General features: G+C 72.0%; 13 protein-coding genes. 6 read left to right on the top strand and 7 right to left on the bottom strand.

The genetic code is table 11. The features are described 5' to 3' along the window. Positions 1–195 precede the first annotated feature (195 nt). Positions 196–1,326: an NDMA-dependent alcohol dehydrogenase gene (locus tag RBJ65_RS32500; RefSeq protein WP_306320334.1), complete on the top strand. Its 1,131-nt coding sequence runs from the start codon at positions 196–198 to the stop codon at positions 1,324–1,326. Between the two features lie 66 nt (positions 1,327–1,392). On the opposite strand, the gene RBJ65_RS32495 is transcribed toward RBJ65_RS32500, so the two are convergent. Then, positions 1,393–2,277, bottom strand: coding sequence for an aldo/keto reductase (locus RBJ65_RS32495; protein ID WP_372341322.1), 885 nt, complete (start codon positions 2,275–2,277; stop codon positions 1,393–1,395). Positions 2,278–2,480: 203 nt separating this feature from the next. Here RBJ65_RS32495 and RBJ65_RS32490 point away from each other — a divergent pair, with 203 nt between their 5' ends. From RBJ65_RS32490 to RBJ65_RS32480, 3 genes are all read left to right on the top strand, one after another. Continuing rightward, positions 2,481–3,104 carry a TetR/AcrR family transcriptional regulator gene (locus RBJ65_RS32490; RefSeq protein WP_306320336.1) on the top strand — a complete coding sequence of 208 codons (624 nt, stop codon included), beginning with the start codon at positions 2,481–2,483 and terminating at the stop codon, positions 3,102–3,104. A gap of 117 nt (positions 3,105–3,221) precedes the next feature. Continuing rightward, a complete protein-coding gene (locus RBJ65_RS32485) occupies positions 3,222–4,286 on the top strand; it encodes a hypothetical protein (RefSeq protein ID WP_306320337.1) in 1,065 nt (354 codons plus the stop codon). A 29-nt stretch (positions 4,287–4,315) separates the two neighbouring features. Then, a complete protein-coding gene (locus tag RBJ65_RS32480; RefSeq protein ID WP_306320338.1) occupies positions 4,316–5,215 on the top strand; it encodes a GNAT family N-acetyltransferase in 900 nt (299 codons plus the stop codon). Here the strand turns inward: RBJ65_RS32480 and RBJ65_RS32475 are convergent. After that, the gene (locus tag RBJ65_RS32475) at positions 5,189–5,719 is read right to left on the bottom strand and encodes a flavodoxin domain-containing protein (protein ID WP_306320339.1); all 531 of its coding nucleotides are present in this window, start codon (positions 5,717–5,719) and stop codon (positions 5,189–5,191) included. The two genes, RBJ65_RS32480 and RBJ65_RS32475, sit on opposite strands and share 27 nt — an antisense overlap. 434 nt (positions 5,720–6,153) lie before the next feature. On the opposite strand from RBJ65_RS32475, the gene RBJ65_RS32470 reads away from it, so the two are divergent. Further along, a complete protein-coding gene (locus RBJ65_RS32470; RefSeq protein WP_306320340.1) occupies positions 6,154–7,266 on the top strand; it encodes a Pr6Pr family membrane protein in 1,113 nt (370 codons plus the stop codon). On the opposite strand, the gene RBJ65_RS32465 is transcribed toward RBJ65_RS32470, so the two are convergent. The 4 genes from RBJ65_RS32465 to RBJ65_RS32450 all read right to left on the bottom strand — a co-directional run bounded on the left by RBJ65_RS32465 (position 7,232) and on the right by RBJ65_RS32450 (position 14,247). Then, entirely contained in the window at positions 7,232–8,371 is a 1,140-nt protein-coding gene (locus RBJ65_RS32465) for a hypothetical protein (RefSeq protein ID WP_306320341.1), read from the bottom strand. The two genes, RBJ65_RS32470 and RBJ65_RS32465, sit on opposite strands and share 35 nt — an antisense overlap. A 39-nt stretch (positions 8,372–8,410) precedes the next feature. Next, a complete protein-coding gene (locus tag RBJ65_RS32460) occupies positions 8,411–12,046 on the bottom strand; it encodes a bifunctional glycosyltransferase family 2 protein/CDP-glycerol:glycerophosphate glycerophosphotransferase (protein ID WP_306320342.1) in 3,636 nt (1,211 codons plus the stop codon). A 176-nt stretch (positions 12,047–12,222) separates the two neighbouring features. After that, positions 12,223–13,611, bottom strand: coding sequence for a hypothetical protein (locus RBJ65_RS32455; RefSeq protein ID WP_306320343.1), 1,389 nt, complete (start codon positions 13,609–13,611; stop codon positions 12,223–12,225). Between the two features lie 150 nt (positions 13,612–13,761). After that, positions 13,762–14,247 (bottom strand): ATP-binding protein, encoded by a 486-nt coding sequence (locus tag RBJ65_RS32450; RefSeq protein ID WP_306320344.1) that lies wholly within the window; start codon positions 14,245–14,247, stop codon positions 13,762–13,764. 223 nt (positions 14,248–14,470) lie between these two features. On the opposite strand from RBJ65_RS32450, the gene RBJ65_RS32445 reads away from it, so the two are divergent. After that, positions 14,471–15,145, top strand: coding sequence for a TetR/AcrR family transcriptional regulator (locus RBJ65_RS32445; protein WP_306320345.1), 675 nt, complete (start codon positions 14,471–14,473; stop codon positions 15,143–15,145). Here RBJ65_RS32445 and RBJ65_RS32440 read toward each other — a convergent pair. Further along, positions 15,115–15,867 carry a response regulator transcription factor gene (locus RBJ65_RS32440; RefSeq protein ID WP_306320346.1) on the bottom strand — a complete coding sequence of 251 codons (753 nt, stop codon included), beginning with the start codon at positions 15,865–15,867 and terminating at the stop codon, positions 15,115–15,117. The genes RBJ65_RS32445 and RBJ65_RS32440 overlap by 31 nt on opposite strands. Positions 15,868–16,037 lie beyond the last annotated feature (170 nt).

The raw sequence follows: 16,037 nt of genomic DNA, 5'->3' as shown, positions 1-16,037 counted from the left end.
GGCCCTCCGTCTCCCGGGGAGTTCATGACAGCACGCGGCTCTCAGCGGTCACAACCCGGCGTCGTGTCCGAATCTGTCCCGCCGTTGTCCGCTTCGGTCATGGAGGCGTCGGCGCGGCGCCCCATAGCGTGGAAAGCCTGCCTTGAGGCATATGAGGCAGGTGGCGTCGGCCCCGACCACCCCCTGGGAGGACGAATGCGGACCAAGGGAGCGCTGCTCCACAAGCCCGGCGAGGACTGGACGGTCGAGCCCATCGACGTCGGCGACCCGATCGCGGGAGAGGTGCAACTGCGCCTGGCCGCCTCGGGGTTGTGCCACTCCGACGAGCACTTCCGCGGCGGCGCCAACCTGGCCGCCTCCTATCCGCTGCTCGGCGGGCACGAGGGCGCGGGCGTGGTGACGAAGGTCGGCCCGGGTGTCTCCGGCATCGAGGAGGGCGACCACGCCGTCCTCGCGTTCATCCCGGCGTGCGGTGTGTGCCGCCCCTGTTCGCAGGGCTTGCAGAACCTGTGCGACCAGGGCGCGAACCTGCTCACCGGCCAGTCGATCGCCGACAACACGTTCCGTACGCACACCGCTTCGGGCGACCCGGTCACGCCGATGTGTCTGCTCGGCACGTTCGCCCCGTACGTCACCGTCAACCAGTCCTCCGTCATCAAAATCGAGAAGGACATCCCCCTGGAGACGGCCGCCCTGCTCGGCTGTGGTGTCTCCACGGGCTGGGGCTCCGCCGTCTCCATCGGCGACACCCGGCCCGGCGACACGGTCGTGGTCGTCGGGGTGGGCGGCGTCGGCATCAACGCGGTGCAGGGCGCGGCGGCGGCCGGGGCGCGGTTCGTGATCGCGGTGGACCCGGTCGAGTTCAAGCGGACCAAGGCACTGGAGTTCGGCGCCACGCACACCTTCGCCTCCATGGAGGAGGCGGCGGGGCCGGTCACCGAACTGACCTGGGGCGCCCAGGCCCACACCGTCATCCTCACCGTCGGCGAGTTGCAGGGCGATCAGCTCGCCCCGGCGCTCGCGATGACCGCCAAGGGCGGCCAGGTCGTCGTGACGGCCATCGCGGACATGACGCAGCTCGACGCCAAGGTCGGCCTGTTCGAACTCGCGCTGCTGCAGAAGCGGATCCAGGGCGCCATCTTCGGCGGCATCAGCCCCCGCACCCAGATCCCCCGCCTGCTGGAGCAGTACCGCACGGGTCAGCTCAAACTCGACGAACTGACCACGCGCACCTACACCCTTGAGGAGATCAACCAGGGCTACCAGGACATGCGGGACGGCAAGAACCTGCGCGGCGTGGTCCGTTACGGCGACGCGGACTACTGACCGCGCGCTACTGACCGCGGGCGCACTCGACCGGCCGCCGGCTCTCCCACCCGGCCGCCGGCCCGCTCACTCGTGCCCGTCGATCTCGATGTCGCCCGAGCGTGTCGGTACGGCGTCCAGCGCGGCCAGCGACTCCGCGTCGAGGGTGAGCGCGCCCGCCGCGACGTTCGCCACGAGGTGCTCGGGGTCGGCGGTGCCGGGGATCAGCAGCACGTTCGGCGCGTGGTGCAGCAGCCAGGCGAGGCCGGCCTGCGCCGGGGTCGCGCCCGCCGAGTCGGCGGCCGCGATCACGGCGGGCTCGTCGGTGACCTTGGGCATGCCGGGGAAGGCGCTGCCCAGCGGGAAGAACGGCACCCAGGCGATGCCCTCGGCGAGGCAGAGCCGCAGCAGCTCCTCGTCGTCGCGGGCCACGAGGCTGTACGCGTTCTGTACGCAGGCGATCCCGGCGGGCAGGCCGCGGCGCAGCTCGTGGAGGTCGACGTTGCTGAGCCCGATGGCGCCGATCTTGCCCTCGTCGCGCAGCTCGGTCATGACGGCCATCTGGTCGTCCATGTCGACGACCTGGTCGCCCTCGGCCCGCAGTCCCGGCCCGGCCTTCTCGGCGCGCCGCAGATTGACGAGCGGGATCCGGTCGACACCGAGGCTCTTGAGGTTGGCCTCGACACCGGCCCGCAGCTCCTCGGGCCGCTGGGCGAGCCGCAGCGGCAGCGGGCCCTCCGTGTCGGGGGCGGCGCCGACCTTGCTGACGACGAGGACGTCGTCCTCGGGGCGCAGCGCCTCGCGGATGACCTCGTTGGAGAAGCCGTGTCCGTAGAACTCGGCGGTGTCGACGTGGTCGACGCCGAGCTCGACGGCGCGACGCAGCAGCGCGACGGCCGTGGCACGGTCGGGCGCCAGGCGCGGCAGCTGCATCGCGCCGAACCCGACGCGCGAGACGTCACGGCCGAGCAGCCGCCCGGCGCCACCGGGGCGCGCGACGCCGCGAGCCGTGACGGAAGGTGAAGCAGAAGAAGCAGAAGAAGCAGAGGACGAAGAAGCAGAGGAATTGGAAGAAGACGCGGAAGAGGTCATGGAAATCCCGCCTCGTGCGAAGATGGAGAAAACGGAGGATCCTCCGTTACGTCGAAGGTAGCACAACCGGAGGAGCCTCCGCTTTGCCCGCGTCCACTTCTGAGCCGAGTGACCCGAAACCGCCGTCCGCCAAGGCGGCCGCCGAGCGCCCCGCCCGCGCGGACGCGCGCCGCAATCGCGAAAGGCTGCTCGCCGCCGCCCGTACCGCCTTCACCAGGGACGGCACGACCGTGCCGCTCGACGCGGTGGCCCGCGAGGCGGGGGTCGGCATCGGCACCCTCTACCGGCACTTCCCGACCCGCGAGGCCCTCGTCGAGGCCGTGTATTCGGCCGAGTTGGACGCGGTCACGGCCGCGGTCGAGCCGCTGCTCGCGGAGTTGCCGCCGCGGGACGCGCTGCGGGCCTGGCTCGACCGGTACGCGGACCTCGTCACGGCCAAGCGCGCCATGGCCGGCAGCCTCACCCTCGCGCCTGCCTCCGGGCGCGGTGTCACGGCGAACACGCGGGAGCGCCTCACGGCGTCGGTCGCCTCTTTCCTCGACGCGGGGGCGCGGGCGGGCACGCTCCGCGGGGACGTCCCCGCCGACGACGTGATCACGATGCTGCTCGGCATCTTCCTGTCCACGTCGAAGGGCGACCGCTCGGAACGCACCGGCCCGCTCCTCGACCTCGTCGTCGACGCGCTGCGCCCGCCGGGACGTGGCTGAACCGCACCGCCCGTCCGCCCGGCTCAGGTTTCACCCCCGCACACGTAGGCAATGCGCCCCGGACGATGATCACGACCTGCGGCCCCGGCACCCGCGCGGCCGCGGACGGGAGGCCATGTGCGGGCGAGCGGGCACGGCGACAGCGACGGCGATGCGAGCTTCCGGGCGAGCGGTACGAGCTTCCGGGCGAGCGGGACGAGCTTCCGGGCGAGCGGGACGACCAGGCGGCGGACCCTGCTGGCCGCCGGAGCCACGACCGCGGCGGGACTCCTGACGGGATGCGGCACCTCGGGCGCCGACGAGAAACCACCCGGCGCCGGCCGGGCCGCCCCCTCCCCCGCACACACCTCGCGCTCCCCCTCGCCGCGCCCCACCCGCCGCAGGCCCGAACTCCCGCGCGGTGGCCGCCGCGTGTTCCCCGAGCACCGGCTCGTCGGATACTGCGGACTACCGGGTGCCACCGCGCTCGGCCGGCTCGGCACGGGTGACCTCGACGACCGGGTGAAGGAACTCGAACGGCGCGGACGCGCCTACGCCGACGGGCGCCGCGTACTGCCGGTCCTCGAACTGCTCGCCACCGTCGCCAACCCCACCGCGGGCCCCGACGGCACGTACCGCACACGCACGCCCGATGAGACGATCCGCACCTTCCACGAGGCCGCGCGCCGGCACGACGCGCTGCTCCTGCTCAACATCCAGCCGGGCCGCGCGGATCCGCTCGACGAGGTGAAGGCCCTGGACAAGTGGCTGGCACACCCCGATGTCGGCATCGCCCTCGACCCCGAGTGGGAGATGGATCCCGGCCAGATCCCCGGCGACACGTACGGCCACACCACGGGCCCCGAACTCACCCGCGTCGCCGCCCACCTGGCCTCCCTCGTGGACCGCCACGACCTGCCGGAGAAGGTGCTGGTCTACCACCAGGTCGCCGAGTCGGTCGTGCACGACGAGCGCGAACTCGACATCCCCGAAGGCGTCGCCGTCGTCAAGAGCGCCGACGGCATAGGCGACCCCAGCCTCAAACGGCACACCTGGGAACGCCTCGTCGACCGCATGCCCGACCGCCTCCGCACCGGCTTCAAGCTGTTCTTCGAAGAGGACACGGAGGGCGGCAGCCACCTGATGACCCCCGACCAGGTCCTCGGCCTGCGCCCACGTCCTTCGTACGTGATGTACGAGTGAGCCGGGCCAGGCGTACGGGATCATGAGGCATGCTCCCTGACGACTGGCAACTCACCGAAGACGTCGACGACTTCCTCTCCCGGGCCGGGGACTTCCTCTCCTCCCGCCCCGCGCTCCACAACACACCACTGACGGACATCGAGAAGCTGCGCACCCGCGCCCCGCAGACACGCGGCCCCGAAACCCCGGTCTTCGGCCGACTGGAGTCGGAGGGCGAGGTCCGCGCCGCCTGCTACCGCACCCCGCGCGGCCGCCTCGGCCTCACGCCCCTCTCCGCCCCGCAGGCCGACCACCTCGCCGCCCGCCTCGCGGCCCTCGGCGAGACGCCCGCCGACGTCATCGCGGACCACGACACCGCCACCGCGTTCGCCGACGCGTGGCAGCGGCACACCGGCGCGGAGCCCGAGCCCTTCTGGCGGACCCACCTCTACCGGCTCGGCACGCTCACCCCGCCGAGTCCGCACCCCGGGGGACGGGCGCGGACGGCGGGCGGGGCCGACCACGAGCACGTCGTGCGCTGGTGCCGCGCGTTCTGCGTCGACGTCGGCGAGCAGCGCTCCATCGATCTGATCGACGCAGGATCCTGGGCCGAATCCCGCTTCGGCGACCGGCACTTCACCCTCTGGGAGGCCCCGGACGGCTCCCCCGCCGCGATGGCCGCCGCGACCTCGCTCGTCGGCGGCGTGACCCGGATCGACCCGGTCTACACCCCGGCGCCGCTCCGCGGCCGTGGCTACGCGGGCGCCGTGACGACCGCGGCGAGCCGCGCCGCGCTCGCCGCGGGGGCGACGGACGTCGTCCTGTTCACGGACCCGGACAACCCGACGAGCAACGCCCTGTATCAGCGCATCGGTTACGTCCACGTCGCGGACTTCGCCGGGTTCCGGTTCGCCTACCGGGACTCAGTGGCTTCGGCTGCCGTCGGATGACGTCACCAACTCGCCCGCGATCCCGCGTGCCCACGCCCCGATGCGCTCGAAGTCCCGGAAGTCACCGCCCCTGCCGTTCTTGACGATCATCCGGGCCATCCGGCCGCGGGCGTTCTCGTCGAGGCGCCCGCCGAACGTGACATGCCCGCGAGCATCCGTCCGGTCCGCCAGCCGACGCACTCCCGCCACCGGCGCGATGTCACGCTCCGACGCCGAGGCGTCCAGCGGTCCGCTGCTGAACAACCACACCGGGCGGGCGGCCAGTTCGTGGCGGGCCCGCCACGCGCAGCGGCGGGCGTCCCGGTGCCAGCGGCCCGCGTAGAGCGCGCCGCCGAGCACCACGGCGTCGTACTCGCCGACGATCCGCCAGGCCTGCGCGGCCGGCCGCACCGTGACGGCGCAGCCGGCCTTGGCCAGCTCCCCCGCCACGTGTTCGGCGATCTCTGCGGTGGACCCGTTCTTCGTCGCGTAGGCGACGAGCACCCTCGGCTCCTGTGAACCCATCTGCCCCGACCCCCTCGACACCGGTACCGATACCGACAGGGAGAAATCTCGCGCAGGGGCGGCGCGCTGTCACTGGGCCCATCGGCCCTGGTGCGGGCGTTACACGAGTCGTTCCTTGTACGCGATGGTCGCGCGCCGGGCCTTGTAGTGCGAGGAGAAGCCGAAGCAGAGCTGTGGCCGGGGCATCGGCCCGGTCCCGATCCGGATGCCCATGCCTTCCGGTTCCCGATAGCAGATACAGGTTCGAGCCGAACAGGCAGAAGCCCTGCGGGGTCTGCGGCGGGACGAAGAGGTTCTGGCGGCGCAGCAGCGGCGTCCCCAAGCGGCCCGAGGTGACCGTGTCCAGGCCGTAGACGTCGCACCCCTTCGCGTCCGCGGTGCTGTTCCAGTGGAAGGCGCGCGGGTGCCCGTGCCCTTCGGGGGTGCCCTTGTACGTGATCCGGCACAGCGCCGTGCCGAACCCTTCGCCGTCCTTGCTGGGCGTGGACGCGTACTCGACCCAGATGCGCGGCGGCGCCCCGTACGCGGTCGGTTCGACGCCGATCTGCGCGCCGTGCCCGAAGCCGCCGAGGTACATGCGGCTCAGCCTGCGGCTGCCGTCGCTGTTGAGCTGGAAGCGGCGGCTGGGCGGCAGCTTCCCGCCGGACACGACGTCCTCGGCCTGTGTCCCATGGACGGCCGCTGTCGCGACCGTTTTCTATGAACACGCCGAACGGCATCCCGTGGTGCCTGCAACGACTCCCTCGCACCCCACCTTCACCACCATCCCCATATCGGTCATAATCGGCACAACATGCACGACGTCACTGCCTGAGGAGGCCGTCATCACCATCACAGGACCCGCGCACAGTGCGGCCGTTGAACGGGCCTCCGGTGCCTCCCGGCTGTGGCACGGCGTGTTGGCCGTCGTCGTCCTGGCGGCGCTCGTCACGCAGCTCGCGCTCGTGTTCACCGGCGGCTCGGCCGCCGGGGCCGGGGACACGACGCGGGATCAGGCGGAGGTGGGGACCCGGCTGGTGCGGATGTTCAGTTACTTCACCATTCAGAGCAACATTCTTGTGTTGCTCTGCGCCGTGTCACTGGTGCTGCGGCCCCAGCGTGACGGGCCGGTGTGGCGGGTCCTGCGGCTCGACGCGCTGCTCGGAATCACCATCACCGGCCTGGTGTTCGCGATCGTGCTGGCGCCGCAGGTGCACCTCGAAGGTGTGTCGTTGTGGGTCACCGTGGGGCTGCACTACGTGGCACCGCCGATGACGCTCGTGGGCTGGCTCGCGTTCGGGCCGCGGGGGCGGATCGACGCCGGGTCCGTGGCGTGGGCGTTCGTGTGGCCGGTGCTGTGGATCGCGTACACGCTCGCACACGGCGCCGTCACGGACTGGTATCCGTATCCGTTCCTCGACGTGCACGCGCGCGGGTACGGGCTCGCGTTGCGGAACATCGCCGGGGTGATCGTCGTCGCGGTGGTGCTGGTCTGTCTGTTCGCGTGGCTCGACCGGGTGATCACGCGGCGGCTCAAGCGGCCGCTGCCACTTCCCGATCACATGTGACGCGGCAGCGTACGACGGTGCGCTCGGAGTCGACGCCGTCGGCGTTCAGCGCCAGGACCTTGACGACGTGTTCGCCGCGCGCGAGCGGCATGCCGGGCGTCCACGCCCAGGCCCCGTCCGCGGCGACCGGCACCTTGCCCAGGAACCGGGCGTTCTCCCAGAGCTGGACCTCGGCGGCGCCGGCCGCCACGCCCTCGAAGCGCACCGCTTCCGCGCCGGTCGCGGGTGCCGTGACGCGCGGGGCGTCCACCCAAGTGCCGGGCGCGGCCGTGGACTTGAGGTGGGCGTCGAGGTCGGGGCGGGGCGTCCCCGGGTCCTCGTAGCCGTTGCGCGCGAAGCCGATTCGGGGCGCGATGCCGTCGATCAGGAGGTTGAGCAGGCCCATGACGACGGGGACGTTGCGGCGGGCCACGCGGTCGTGGGCGGGGGCGTGCGGGGAGTCGGTCAGGATGAAGTTGAAGTTGGCGTAGTCCGAGAACAGCGTCAGGTGCGGCTCGATCTCCGTGCGGTACTGGGGGTCGCCGACGGCGGAGACCAGGTAGATGTTGGTGTCGCGGTGTGCGCTGTCGCGCACCAGCGCGGGCAGCGCTTCGTCGAGCTCGACCGCGCGCGCCTCGGCATTACGGCCCAGCATGTACGCGGCGGTGCGGGGATGCCGGTTCATGACGTACGAGCCGATCCTGAACTGCGGTACGACGGACACGACGTCGCGGTAGCCGTACTTGAGGCCGAAGTACAGGGCCGCGCTGCCGCCCTTCGACGTACCCAGCAGGACGCAGTCCTCGCGGGTCAGGTCGAGGGCGGCGGCGAAGCGGTCGATGAGCGCGACGACGGAGTCCTCGATGCCGAACTCGCCGTCCCTGCACAGGTAGTAGCTGTTGTGGCCGTCGAAGCTGTCACGGATCCACAGGACGTTGGCGCGGACGGTGTCGAGGACGCCGGTGGACCAGCCGTACTCGTCGGGGGCGTCGAAGTTGGCGAAGACGACGACCAGGCGCCGGTTGCCGCCCCTGGCGTGGAAGAAGCGGTAGTCGACGGGGACGGCTCCGGTGGTGTCGGTACCGGTGAACAGGCGGCGGCCGTGGGACGTGGCGGTGCGGGACATGCGGGGTGTTCCTCTGCTGATGGTGTGTGGGGTGGGCGGTCAGGCCGCGCGGCGGAAGCGGGTGCGGGAGGGCAGGGTGCGGGAGGGCAGGGCGCGGCGCTCGGGCACCCCGAGCATCCGGTCGACGACCCGGGCGGCGGCCGAACCGTCCTCCAGGTCGCAGTAACGCTCCTTGAAGTGGCGGTACTTGAGGGCGTACGTACCGGAGATCGCGTCGATGTCCCGTACGGCGTCGACGAGTTGACGCGAGGTGTCGAGGAGCGGGCCCGGCGCCGAGCGCTCGAAGTCGAAGTAGAAGCCGCGCAGCGTGTCGCGGTAATGGTCGAGGTCGTACGTGAAGAACAGCATCGGCCTGCCGGTGTTCGCGAAGTCGAACATCAAGGACGAGTAGTCGGTGACCAGCACGTCCGTGACCAGCATCAGGTCGGCCATGTCGTTGTACGTGGACACGTCGAAGACGAATCCGTCGCCCGCGCCCGGCACCGGGTCCACGACGTTGGGGTGGCGGCGCACAAGGAGGACGTGGTCGTCGCCGAGCCGGGCCCGCGCGTCGTCGAGGTCGACACGGAAGTCGAGCGTGTACTTGCCGGCGGCGTGGTACTGGTCGTCGCGCCAGGTCGGCGCGTACAGGACCACCTTCTTGTCCGCGGGCAGACCGAGACGCCGCCGCACGATCGCCGCGCGCCGCTCCTGCTCGGCGGGCGCGTGGTGGTGCACGTCGTTGCGCGGGTAGCCGGTCTCCAGCATCTCGCCCTCGAAGCCGAAGGCGCGGCGCAGGATGGGTGTGCTGAAGGAGTTGGGCGAGACGAGCATGTCCCACTGGCCGACCTCGGTGCCGAGGCGGTCCAGGTAGCCCTGGTCGGAGAAGTGCACGGACTCGATGTCGTGGCCGATCTTCTTCAGCGGGGTGCCGTGCCAGGTCTGGACGACCCTCTGGCCCTCGCGGCGCCGGAACCAGGCCGGGAAGTGGTTGTTGTAGACGAGGTAGCGGGAGCGGGCCAGGGCCTCGTACCACTCGGGCGACCACATGCGGACGGCGCGGGCGCCCTCGGGCACCTCGACCTGGTCGTCGCGGACGACCCACAGCAGCTCCAACTCCGAGCCCCTGCGCACCAGTTCGTCGTAGATGGCGCGCGGGCTGTCGGCGATCTGCGCGCCGCGGAAGCTGTCGAAGAGGACGGCGGCGCGCACCGGGCGCTTGCGGCAGGCCGGGTAGTGGCGGGTGCGCAACTGCCGCTGGCCGTACGGGCCTCGGGCGGCGGCCGGGATGCCGGAGTGGGAGCGCAGCGTGAACCGGTCGTGCTGCTGCGACTGCACCTCGAAGCGGCGTCCGGCCACGGTGTGTTCGCTGGGCAGCGCGGCGATCAGGTCGCGGCGCGCCTTCAGTACGAGGTCGCGTTCGCGGCCCGGCACGCGGAAAGCGAAGTCCCAGCGGCCCGCCGCGAGCGGCACCGCACCGGAGAGCCCGTGCACGCGCGCGGGGTCGAGTGCGAACCGGAACCGCCCGGCCACACATGCCACGGGGAACTCCCGCTCCTCCCCCTTGGCGCGCGAACGCACCACGAGGCGCAGCCCGGCCCGCTCGTCGGCGGTCAGGTTCGCCTGCCCGGGGAAGGCGCCCTCGACGGTCAGGGTGCCGTCGTCCGACCAGGTGCAGCGGTCGGCGACCGGCAGTTCGTCGCGTACGAAGAGCACCAGGTAGCCGGAGGCGTTGCGGAGCACGACGAGTTCGCGGTCGGCGGCCACCCGCTCGGGCAGCGGGTGGGCGCCGTCGGCGGTGTCGGGGGCGACGACCGGGTACAGCGGACGCTTGCGGCCGGGTATGTGCAGCGTGGTTTTCCAGCCGTTGCTGCCCGCGCCCAGGGCGGTGGCGGTGCCCTGCGCGGTGAGTTCACGCAGCGGGATCCGGGTGCGGAACGTGCACCAGCCCTCGCCGCCGTCCGTGAAGTCGACGGGCGCCGCGTGCTCGGCGGCCCCGGTGAGCGCGCGCACCCGCAACACCGCGGTCTCGGGTGTCTCCGGCGCGAGGAGTACGCCCCGCAGCTCAAGGTGGTCGCCGCTGACCCGGTGCCCGGTGACGCGGGCGCGCACGATCTCCACGCGGAGCTTGAGCGCGCCGCCCACGAAGAGGGGGACGACGCGGACGTTCTTGTCGACGTAGAAGTCCCTGGGGTGGGAGGCGCTGCCCGCGTCACCGGCGATGATCGACTTGTAGCGGAACAGGCCGCGGCTGAACGCGCCGACCGCGACGTCCCAAGTCCCCTCCACCCACTGCCCGTTGCGCTTGAGCCGCTCGGGGTCGATGGTCGCCTCGAAGCCCGACCAGTCGTAGGAGTACCGCTGCTGGCCCGAGTGCTCGGTGGCCTCCGGCGCGTACGTCGTCCGGGCGGGCAGCGCGAGGAACCGGCCCTGCTTCTTCTGGCGCAGGGCCACGGCCTTGAGGGAGTGGCGGCGCTTGCTGACGTCGAGGTTGCGGATGTAGGCGCGGCCCGCGAGCTTCAGCCTGCCGTCCTCCCACTCGGCGCTGACCAGGGAGCCGCGCAGGGTGAACTCGGGGCCCAGCCGGTAGGCGCTCTTGGGCACGCCGGTGCGGCGGTCGCCGAGGTGCGGGTAGGCGAGGTGGCGGCGCAGCCGTCGGCGCACCGGCAGCGAGCCACGGTTCCCGCGCTCGAATTCAAGGACGGACAGCAGCTCGTCGAGCCTGCCCGCGCGCACCAGGCTCCACTTCACGCGGTCGACGGCGCCCAGCTCCTCGACGATGCCCTCGCTCGCGCCCTCGACGAAGTCGGCGGCGTGCCGCATGAAGTAGCCGCGGGTCTCGTCGTCGGCGTCGGGCAGCACGTTGAGGTGGATCATGAGGTCGGACTCCAGGCAGGCCCGGTCGTAGCGCCGCTTGTGCTGGACGTACGCCGCGTCCTCGCGCGCCCGCTCGGCGAGATAGCGGCTCACCGAGCCGACAGCGGTGATCCGGTCGCGGACGTTGCCGAGCGCCTGGTTGGTCTGCGTGATCGACGGGGCGGCGCCCCGGTCCCTGCGCCGCCAGTAGTAGACGGGCGCAGCGACGACGTCGACGCGCTCGGCGCTGTAGTGGGCGACGAGGTTGACCCACACGTCCTCGTAGAGGATGCCCTCCGGGTACGTGATGCCGGTGCGGTCCCAGAAGGAGCGGCGGAACACCTTGTTCCACACGGTGCGGTCGAAGATCAGGTCGTGGTGGCGGGTGATGTGGGTGCCGCGCCGGTCCCGGGAGAGCCGCTTGTGGTGCAGGGTGGACGGCCAGGACGTGCGGGAGTTCATCATGCGTACGTTGCCGGACACGAAGTCGGAGCCGCTCTTGGCCAGGGTCCCGATCAGCAGCTCGTAGGCGTACTCCGGGATGACGTCGTCGCCGTCCACGAAGGCGAGGAACTCGGCGTCCGGGTGGACGGCCCGCAGCCCGGTGTTCCGGGCGTGGCCGGGGCCGTGCGCGTCCTGGCGGATCAGCCGGAAGCGCGGGTCGGCGGCGCAGTGCCGGGCGGCGAGCCCGGCGGAGCCGTCGGTGGACCCGTCGTCGACGAGGACGACCTCGAAGTCCTGGAAGGTCTGCGAGGCGATCGACCGCAGGCACTCCTCGAGATAGGTGTCCACGTTCTGGAACGGTACGACGACGCTGAGTCGCGGGGCGGACTCGGACATGGTGCCTCCGGGTTGGACGGACGCCGGTCACGGGCAGGAGCGGAAGCTCTGCGACCAGCCATTTCCATCAAAGCGGGGCAGTCCGGGGTATCCGTGGGAGACGTCGGGGCATCGCCTGGCAGTCCGCCGGGAACCGCGCGCGGCGGCTCCCGGCGGATTCACGGAAACGGAGCGGGTCACCCCGCCGAGCACCCCCGCTTCTCGAAGGCGGCCGTGCTGGTGTGGCTGCCGTCGGGCAGGTACGGGCCCATCACCCGCTTCTCGTCGTCACCGGTCCTCGTGTTCTGCGGAACGTGCGTGAAGCCCTTGTCCGGGAGCATGTTGCGCATCAGCACATAGGCGTCGTTCACGTGCCCGGCCCCGTCGCCGTTCTCCGGCCAGGCGATCCAGTCGACGCCGCACGCGGCCGTGGCATTGCGCGGCCGGTCCCCTGGCCGGCTCACGACCACGGTGTAGTAGCCGTCCTTGTCGGGGTGCACCTGCTCGTCGTACAGACAGCTCCGCTTGCCCTCGACGCGGGTGCTCCACGTTTCGTACGAGCACATCGACCAGTACCGCAGCTGTCCCGTCCCCATCCGCTTGTCGCCGTCGTACGTCGCCGGGGTCGTCGGCAGTTTGCCGCGCAGGACGGCGACGGGGCCGAGGTCGCGGCTGAGGTGGGCGGCGACGTAGGCGTTGTCGAGGTTGGAGTACTGGCCGACGGAGCGCGGCGGGGCCGGCACGCACTGGTCGTGGTAGGCGCAGTCGCGCTGCCACTGCGTGGTGTAGGCGGCGTGCCAGCGCACCGGGTCGGAGGCCGGGAAGCCGGCCGGTTTGCCGGGCTGTTCGCGCAGCTTGTTGTACTCGTCGATGGGCTGGATCCGGGGACCGCCGGGCTCGCCGGGTTCGAGGGTGTCGCACACCTTGGAGCCGGTCACCTTCGTGCCGTCGGCCAGGGTGAGGACCGGCTCGGGCAGTCCGACGCCGCCGGACGCGTCGCGGCCGCGGTCGGGGACGTAGACGCGGTAGACGAGCGACTGGGCGCTGCTGCCCGGCCTGCCCGCGTACAGGGTGTTCGGCTCCTGGTCCGCCGGGTCCTTCGGCGGGGTCCCCGGGTCGACCCGGACCGTCCAGTCGCGGTGCGGGAAGGTGCGCTTGGCGCCCGCGAGGAACGGGTTCCGGGAGCCGCGGTCGGGCTGGATCTGCTGGTCGTTGAGGGCGGTGAGCGGGGTGGCGGCGACGGGTTCGTAGGAGTTGAGGGACTGGTAGCGGGCGTGCGCGTAGGCGCCGTCGAGGGTCAGTTTCGCGCCCTTGGGGAGCGTGTAGTGGCTCGACCAGTACAGGGCGCCGGTGTCGAGATAGGCGTAGTTGAACTTGTCCTGGTCGGGGGTGAACGGGCCCGTCCAGAAGCAGGAACTCGCGCTGTCGGTGGCGGTGGTGGGTTCGTGGCGCTCCGCGGCGGCCGAGCCGGGCGGGGCGGCGAGGACGGCGGCGGGCAGCAGGCAGGCAGCGGCGGCGGGCAGCAGCCGGTGCCCCTTCCCTCGCGGGAACCTCGCCGGAAGTCTCGTCGGGAATCTCAATCGCATGGCGCTCCCAAATCACGTCATGTGGACCGCTGGACGAACTCGGTCCCACGGTGGCGCGAATCTAGGCAGCGTTTAGCGTTCCGTCAATGATCTGCGCAAGGTCAGGGCCGCGTACGGCAGTTGCACCGGAGTCGTACGGGAGTTCAGCGTTCAGCGCGCCGGGATCTCGGCCCACGCGCAGTGCCGTCCGCCCGCGAGGCAGCGGCTGCCCCAGGCCCCGCCGGTGAGACGGTCGACGAGCAGCAGCCCGCGCCCCCGCTCGACCGATCCCGGCGCGACGGGCGCGCGGCGCAGGACAGCGGCGGGCAGTCCGGGGCCGCGGTCGATGACCTCGACGCACAGGGTGCGGCTCACGCTGAGGCGCAACTGGTAGGGGCCGCGGGCGTGTTCGCAGGCGTTGGCGACGAGTTCGCTGGCGACGAGGACGGCCGCGTCGAGGGTCCGCGCGTCCACGGCGTACGCCTCAAGGGCCCGCCGCACCCGCTCCCGGGCCTGCGCCGCCGCCAATTCGACGGCCTGGTTCCAGGTCAGCAACGGGCGGGAGCGCTCGGCGTATTCGGGCAGCGCCTGCCGGCCGGGCGCGGGTCCTGAATCCCTCGACTGTTCCCTCGCCCCGTTCGCGCGGTAGACGTACATGACGGTTCCTCCGGATCCGTACGTGTGAGTGACTGGTGGCCGGATGGCCGGTGGCCGGGTGGCACCCTTTCCATGACATTCGGAGTAGCCGGGAAACCGTCTTGGATGCGCCGGGCGAACGCCGGGAGTTCTGTGGGAATCCGCCGGGAACCGGCCCCGCGCCGCGCGTCGCGTACGGTGAGCGCAGCTCAGCGGAGTGGCGAGGCGGTCTCGGGAGGCGGACTTGGCGGACAGCGGACACGGCACGGCGGGCGCGGCGGCGCCCCGCAAGAAGGCCGCCATGGACAGCGAGGCCACGAGCAGGCTCCTGGAGCAGGCCGCCCTCGAACTGATCGAGCGGGACGGCGTGTTGGCGGGTCTGAACCTGCGCGAGGTCGCCGACCGGGCCGGGGTGAACCGCGGCCTCGTCTACCACTACTTCGGCTCGCGCCGCGACCTGGTGCGTGCGGCGCTGCGCCGCACGGCCGCCGAGCGGCGGGCCCGGCTGCTGGTCGAGGACGGGCCGCGGCGCTTCGGCGACCGGGTGGCCCGGTCCGTGCGCGGCTGCGTGCGGTTCGCGTCGTCGATCCGGCTGCTCATGCTGCTGATGCTGGACGGCGACACGAAACTCAAGACGATGCCGCACCGCGAGCGCACCCAGGAGCGGCTGCGCGCCGACATCGACAGCGGGCACCTGGCAGCGGACGCGGACCCCGTCGCGCTGCACGCCTTTCTGCAGTCGGTCAACTACGGCTACGTACTGGCGCGTTCCTCGCTGGCCAAGGAGTTCGGCATCGGGGTGCGGGAGCTCGACGAGCGGTTCGTCGCGCTCCTGGAGCGGATGAGCGCGGGGGTCGACGGGCCGGCCGCGGCGGAGGGCGGCGAGGGTCAGGGCCCGCGGTCGGGGTCGAATACGTAGCCGTAGCCGCGCTTGGTGTGGATCGCGGGCGGCCCCAGGGGGTCGAGCTTGCGGCGCAGATACCGGATGTAGGTGTCGACGGCGTCGCGGCCCTGGTGGTGCGGGCCCCACACGGCGTCGAGGAGTTGCTGCCGCGACAGCACCTGCCGTGGGTGCGCCATGAGGAATGCGAGCAGGCCGTATTCGGTGGGCGTCAGCTCGACGGGGGTGCCGTCGCGGGTGACCGCGCGCGTCTCGGGGACCAGCAGGATGTCACCGACCCGCACGCCGGTCGCGGCCTCCGGCTCCTCGGTCCGCGGCGACTCCTTCGGGGCCGCGCCCTCGCGCTCCCACACGCAGCGCCGGATCAGCGCACGGATGCGCATCTGGATCTCGGTGAGGTCGGCGGGCACGACGATGTACTCGTCCGCGCCCGCCGCGAACGCGGCCACCCGCCGGTTGACCTCGGTGTGCCGGGTGAGCAGGACGACGGGCACGAAGTCCCCGCCGCCGCGCAGCTCCCGCACCACGTCGATCGCGCTGCCGTCCGGCAGGTCGGTCACGCTGATCAGCACGTCGGGGGCGGAGTCCGCGGCCCGCCCGACGAGTTCGGCGGCCGTCATCGCGGTCACGGCGTCGAGGCCGAGGAACTCCTTGCACAGCATGGCCGCGCGTTCGGTCGGGAGGTGCTCGCCGCAGCCGAGGAGAGCCTTGCGAAAGTGTCCAAGATAGGCGGAATGCACGCCTCACCTTAGGCAGACGGGCAGCACGAGCGGGCGGTGCCGCCCCGCGCGCCCCCTCCGACCGGGCCCCTGGTTCACCCTGCGCACCTCTTCACCCTGCGCGCCTCTTCACCCTGCGCACCCCCTGTCCCCACCGACCCGCCGCGTGAAAGGATGCGCGGGCACAACTC

The organism is Streptomyces sp. KL109B, assembly GCF_030766935.1.
GTDB lineage: Bacteria > Actinomycetota > Actinomycetes > Streptomycetales > Streptomycetaceae > Streptomyces.
The sequence above is the reverse complement of the archived record's forward strand: the minus strand, read 5'-3'. Positions and strand labels throughout refer to the sequence as shown.

Coding starts and splice junctions, on each gene's coding strand:
- RBJ65_RS32500 (WP_306320334.1), top strand. CDS start 196: ATGCGGACCAAGGGAGCGCTGCTCCACAAGCCCGGCGAGGACTGGACG.
- RBJ65_RS32480 (WP_306320338.1), top strand. CDS start 4,316: ATGCTCCCTGACGACTGGCAACTCACCGAAGACGTCGACGACTTCCTC.
- RBJ65_RS32475 (WP_306320339.1), bottom strand. CDS start 5,719: ATGGGTTCACAGGAGCCGAGGGTGCTCGTCGCCTACGCGACGAAGAAC.
- RBJ65_RS32465 (WP_306320341.1), bottom strand. CDS start 8,371: ATGTCCCGCACCGCCACGTCCCACGGCCGCCGCCTGTTCACCGGTACC.
- RBJ65_RS32460 (WP_306320342.1), bottom strand. CDS start 12,046: ATGTCCGAGTCCGCCCCGCGACTCAGCGTCGTCGTACCGTTCCAGAAC.
- RBJ65_RS32455 (WP_306320343.1), bottom strand. CDS start 13,611: ATGCGATTGAGATTCCCGACGAGACTTCCGGCGAGGTTCCCGCGAGGG.
- RBJ65_RS32450 (WP_306320344.1), bottom strand. CDS start 14,247: ATGTACGTCTACCGCGCGAACGGGGCGAGGGAACAGTCGAGGGATTCA.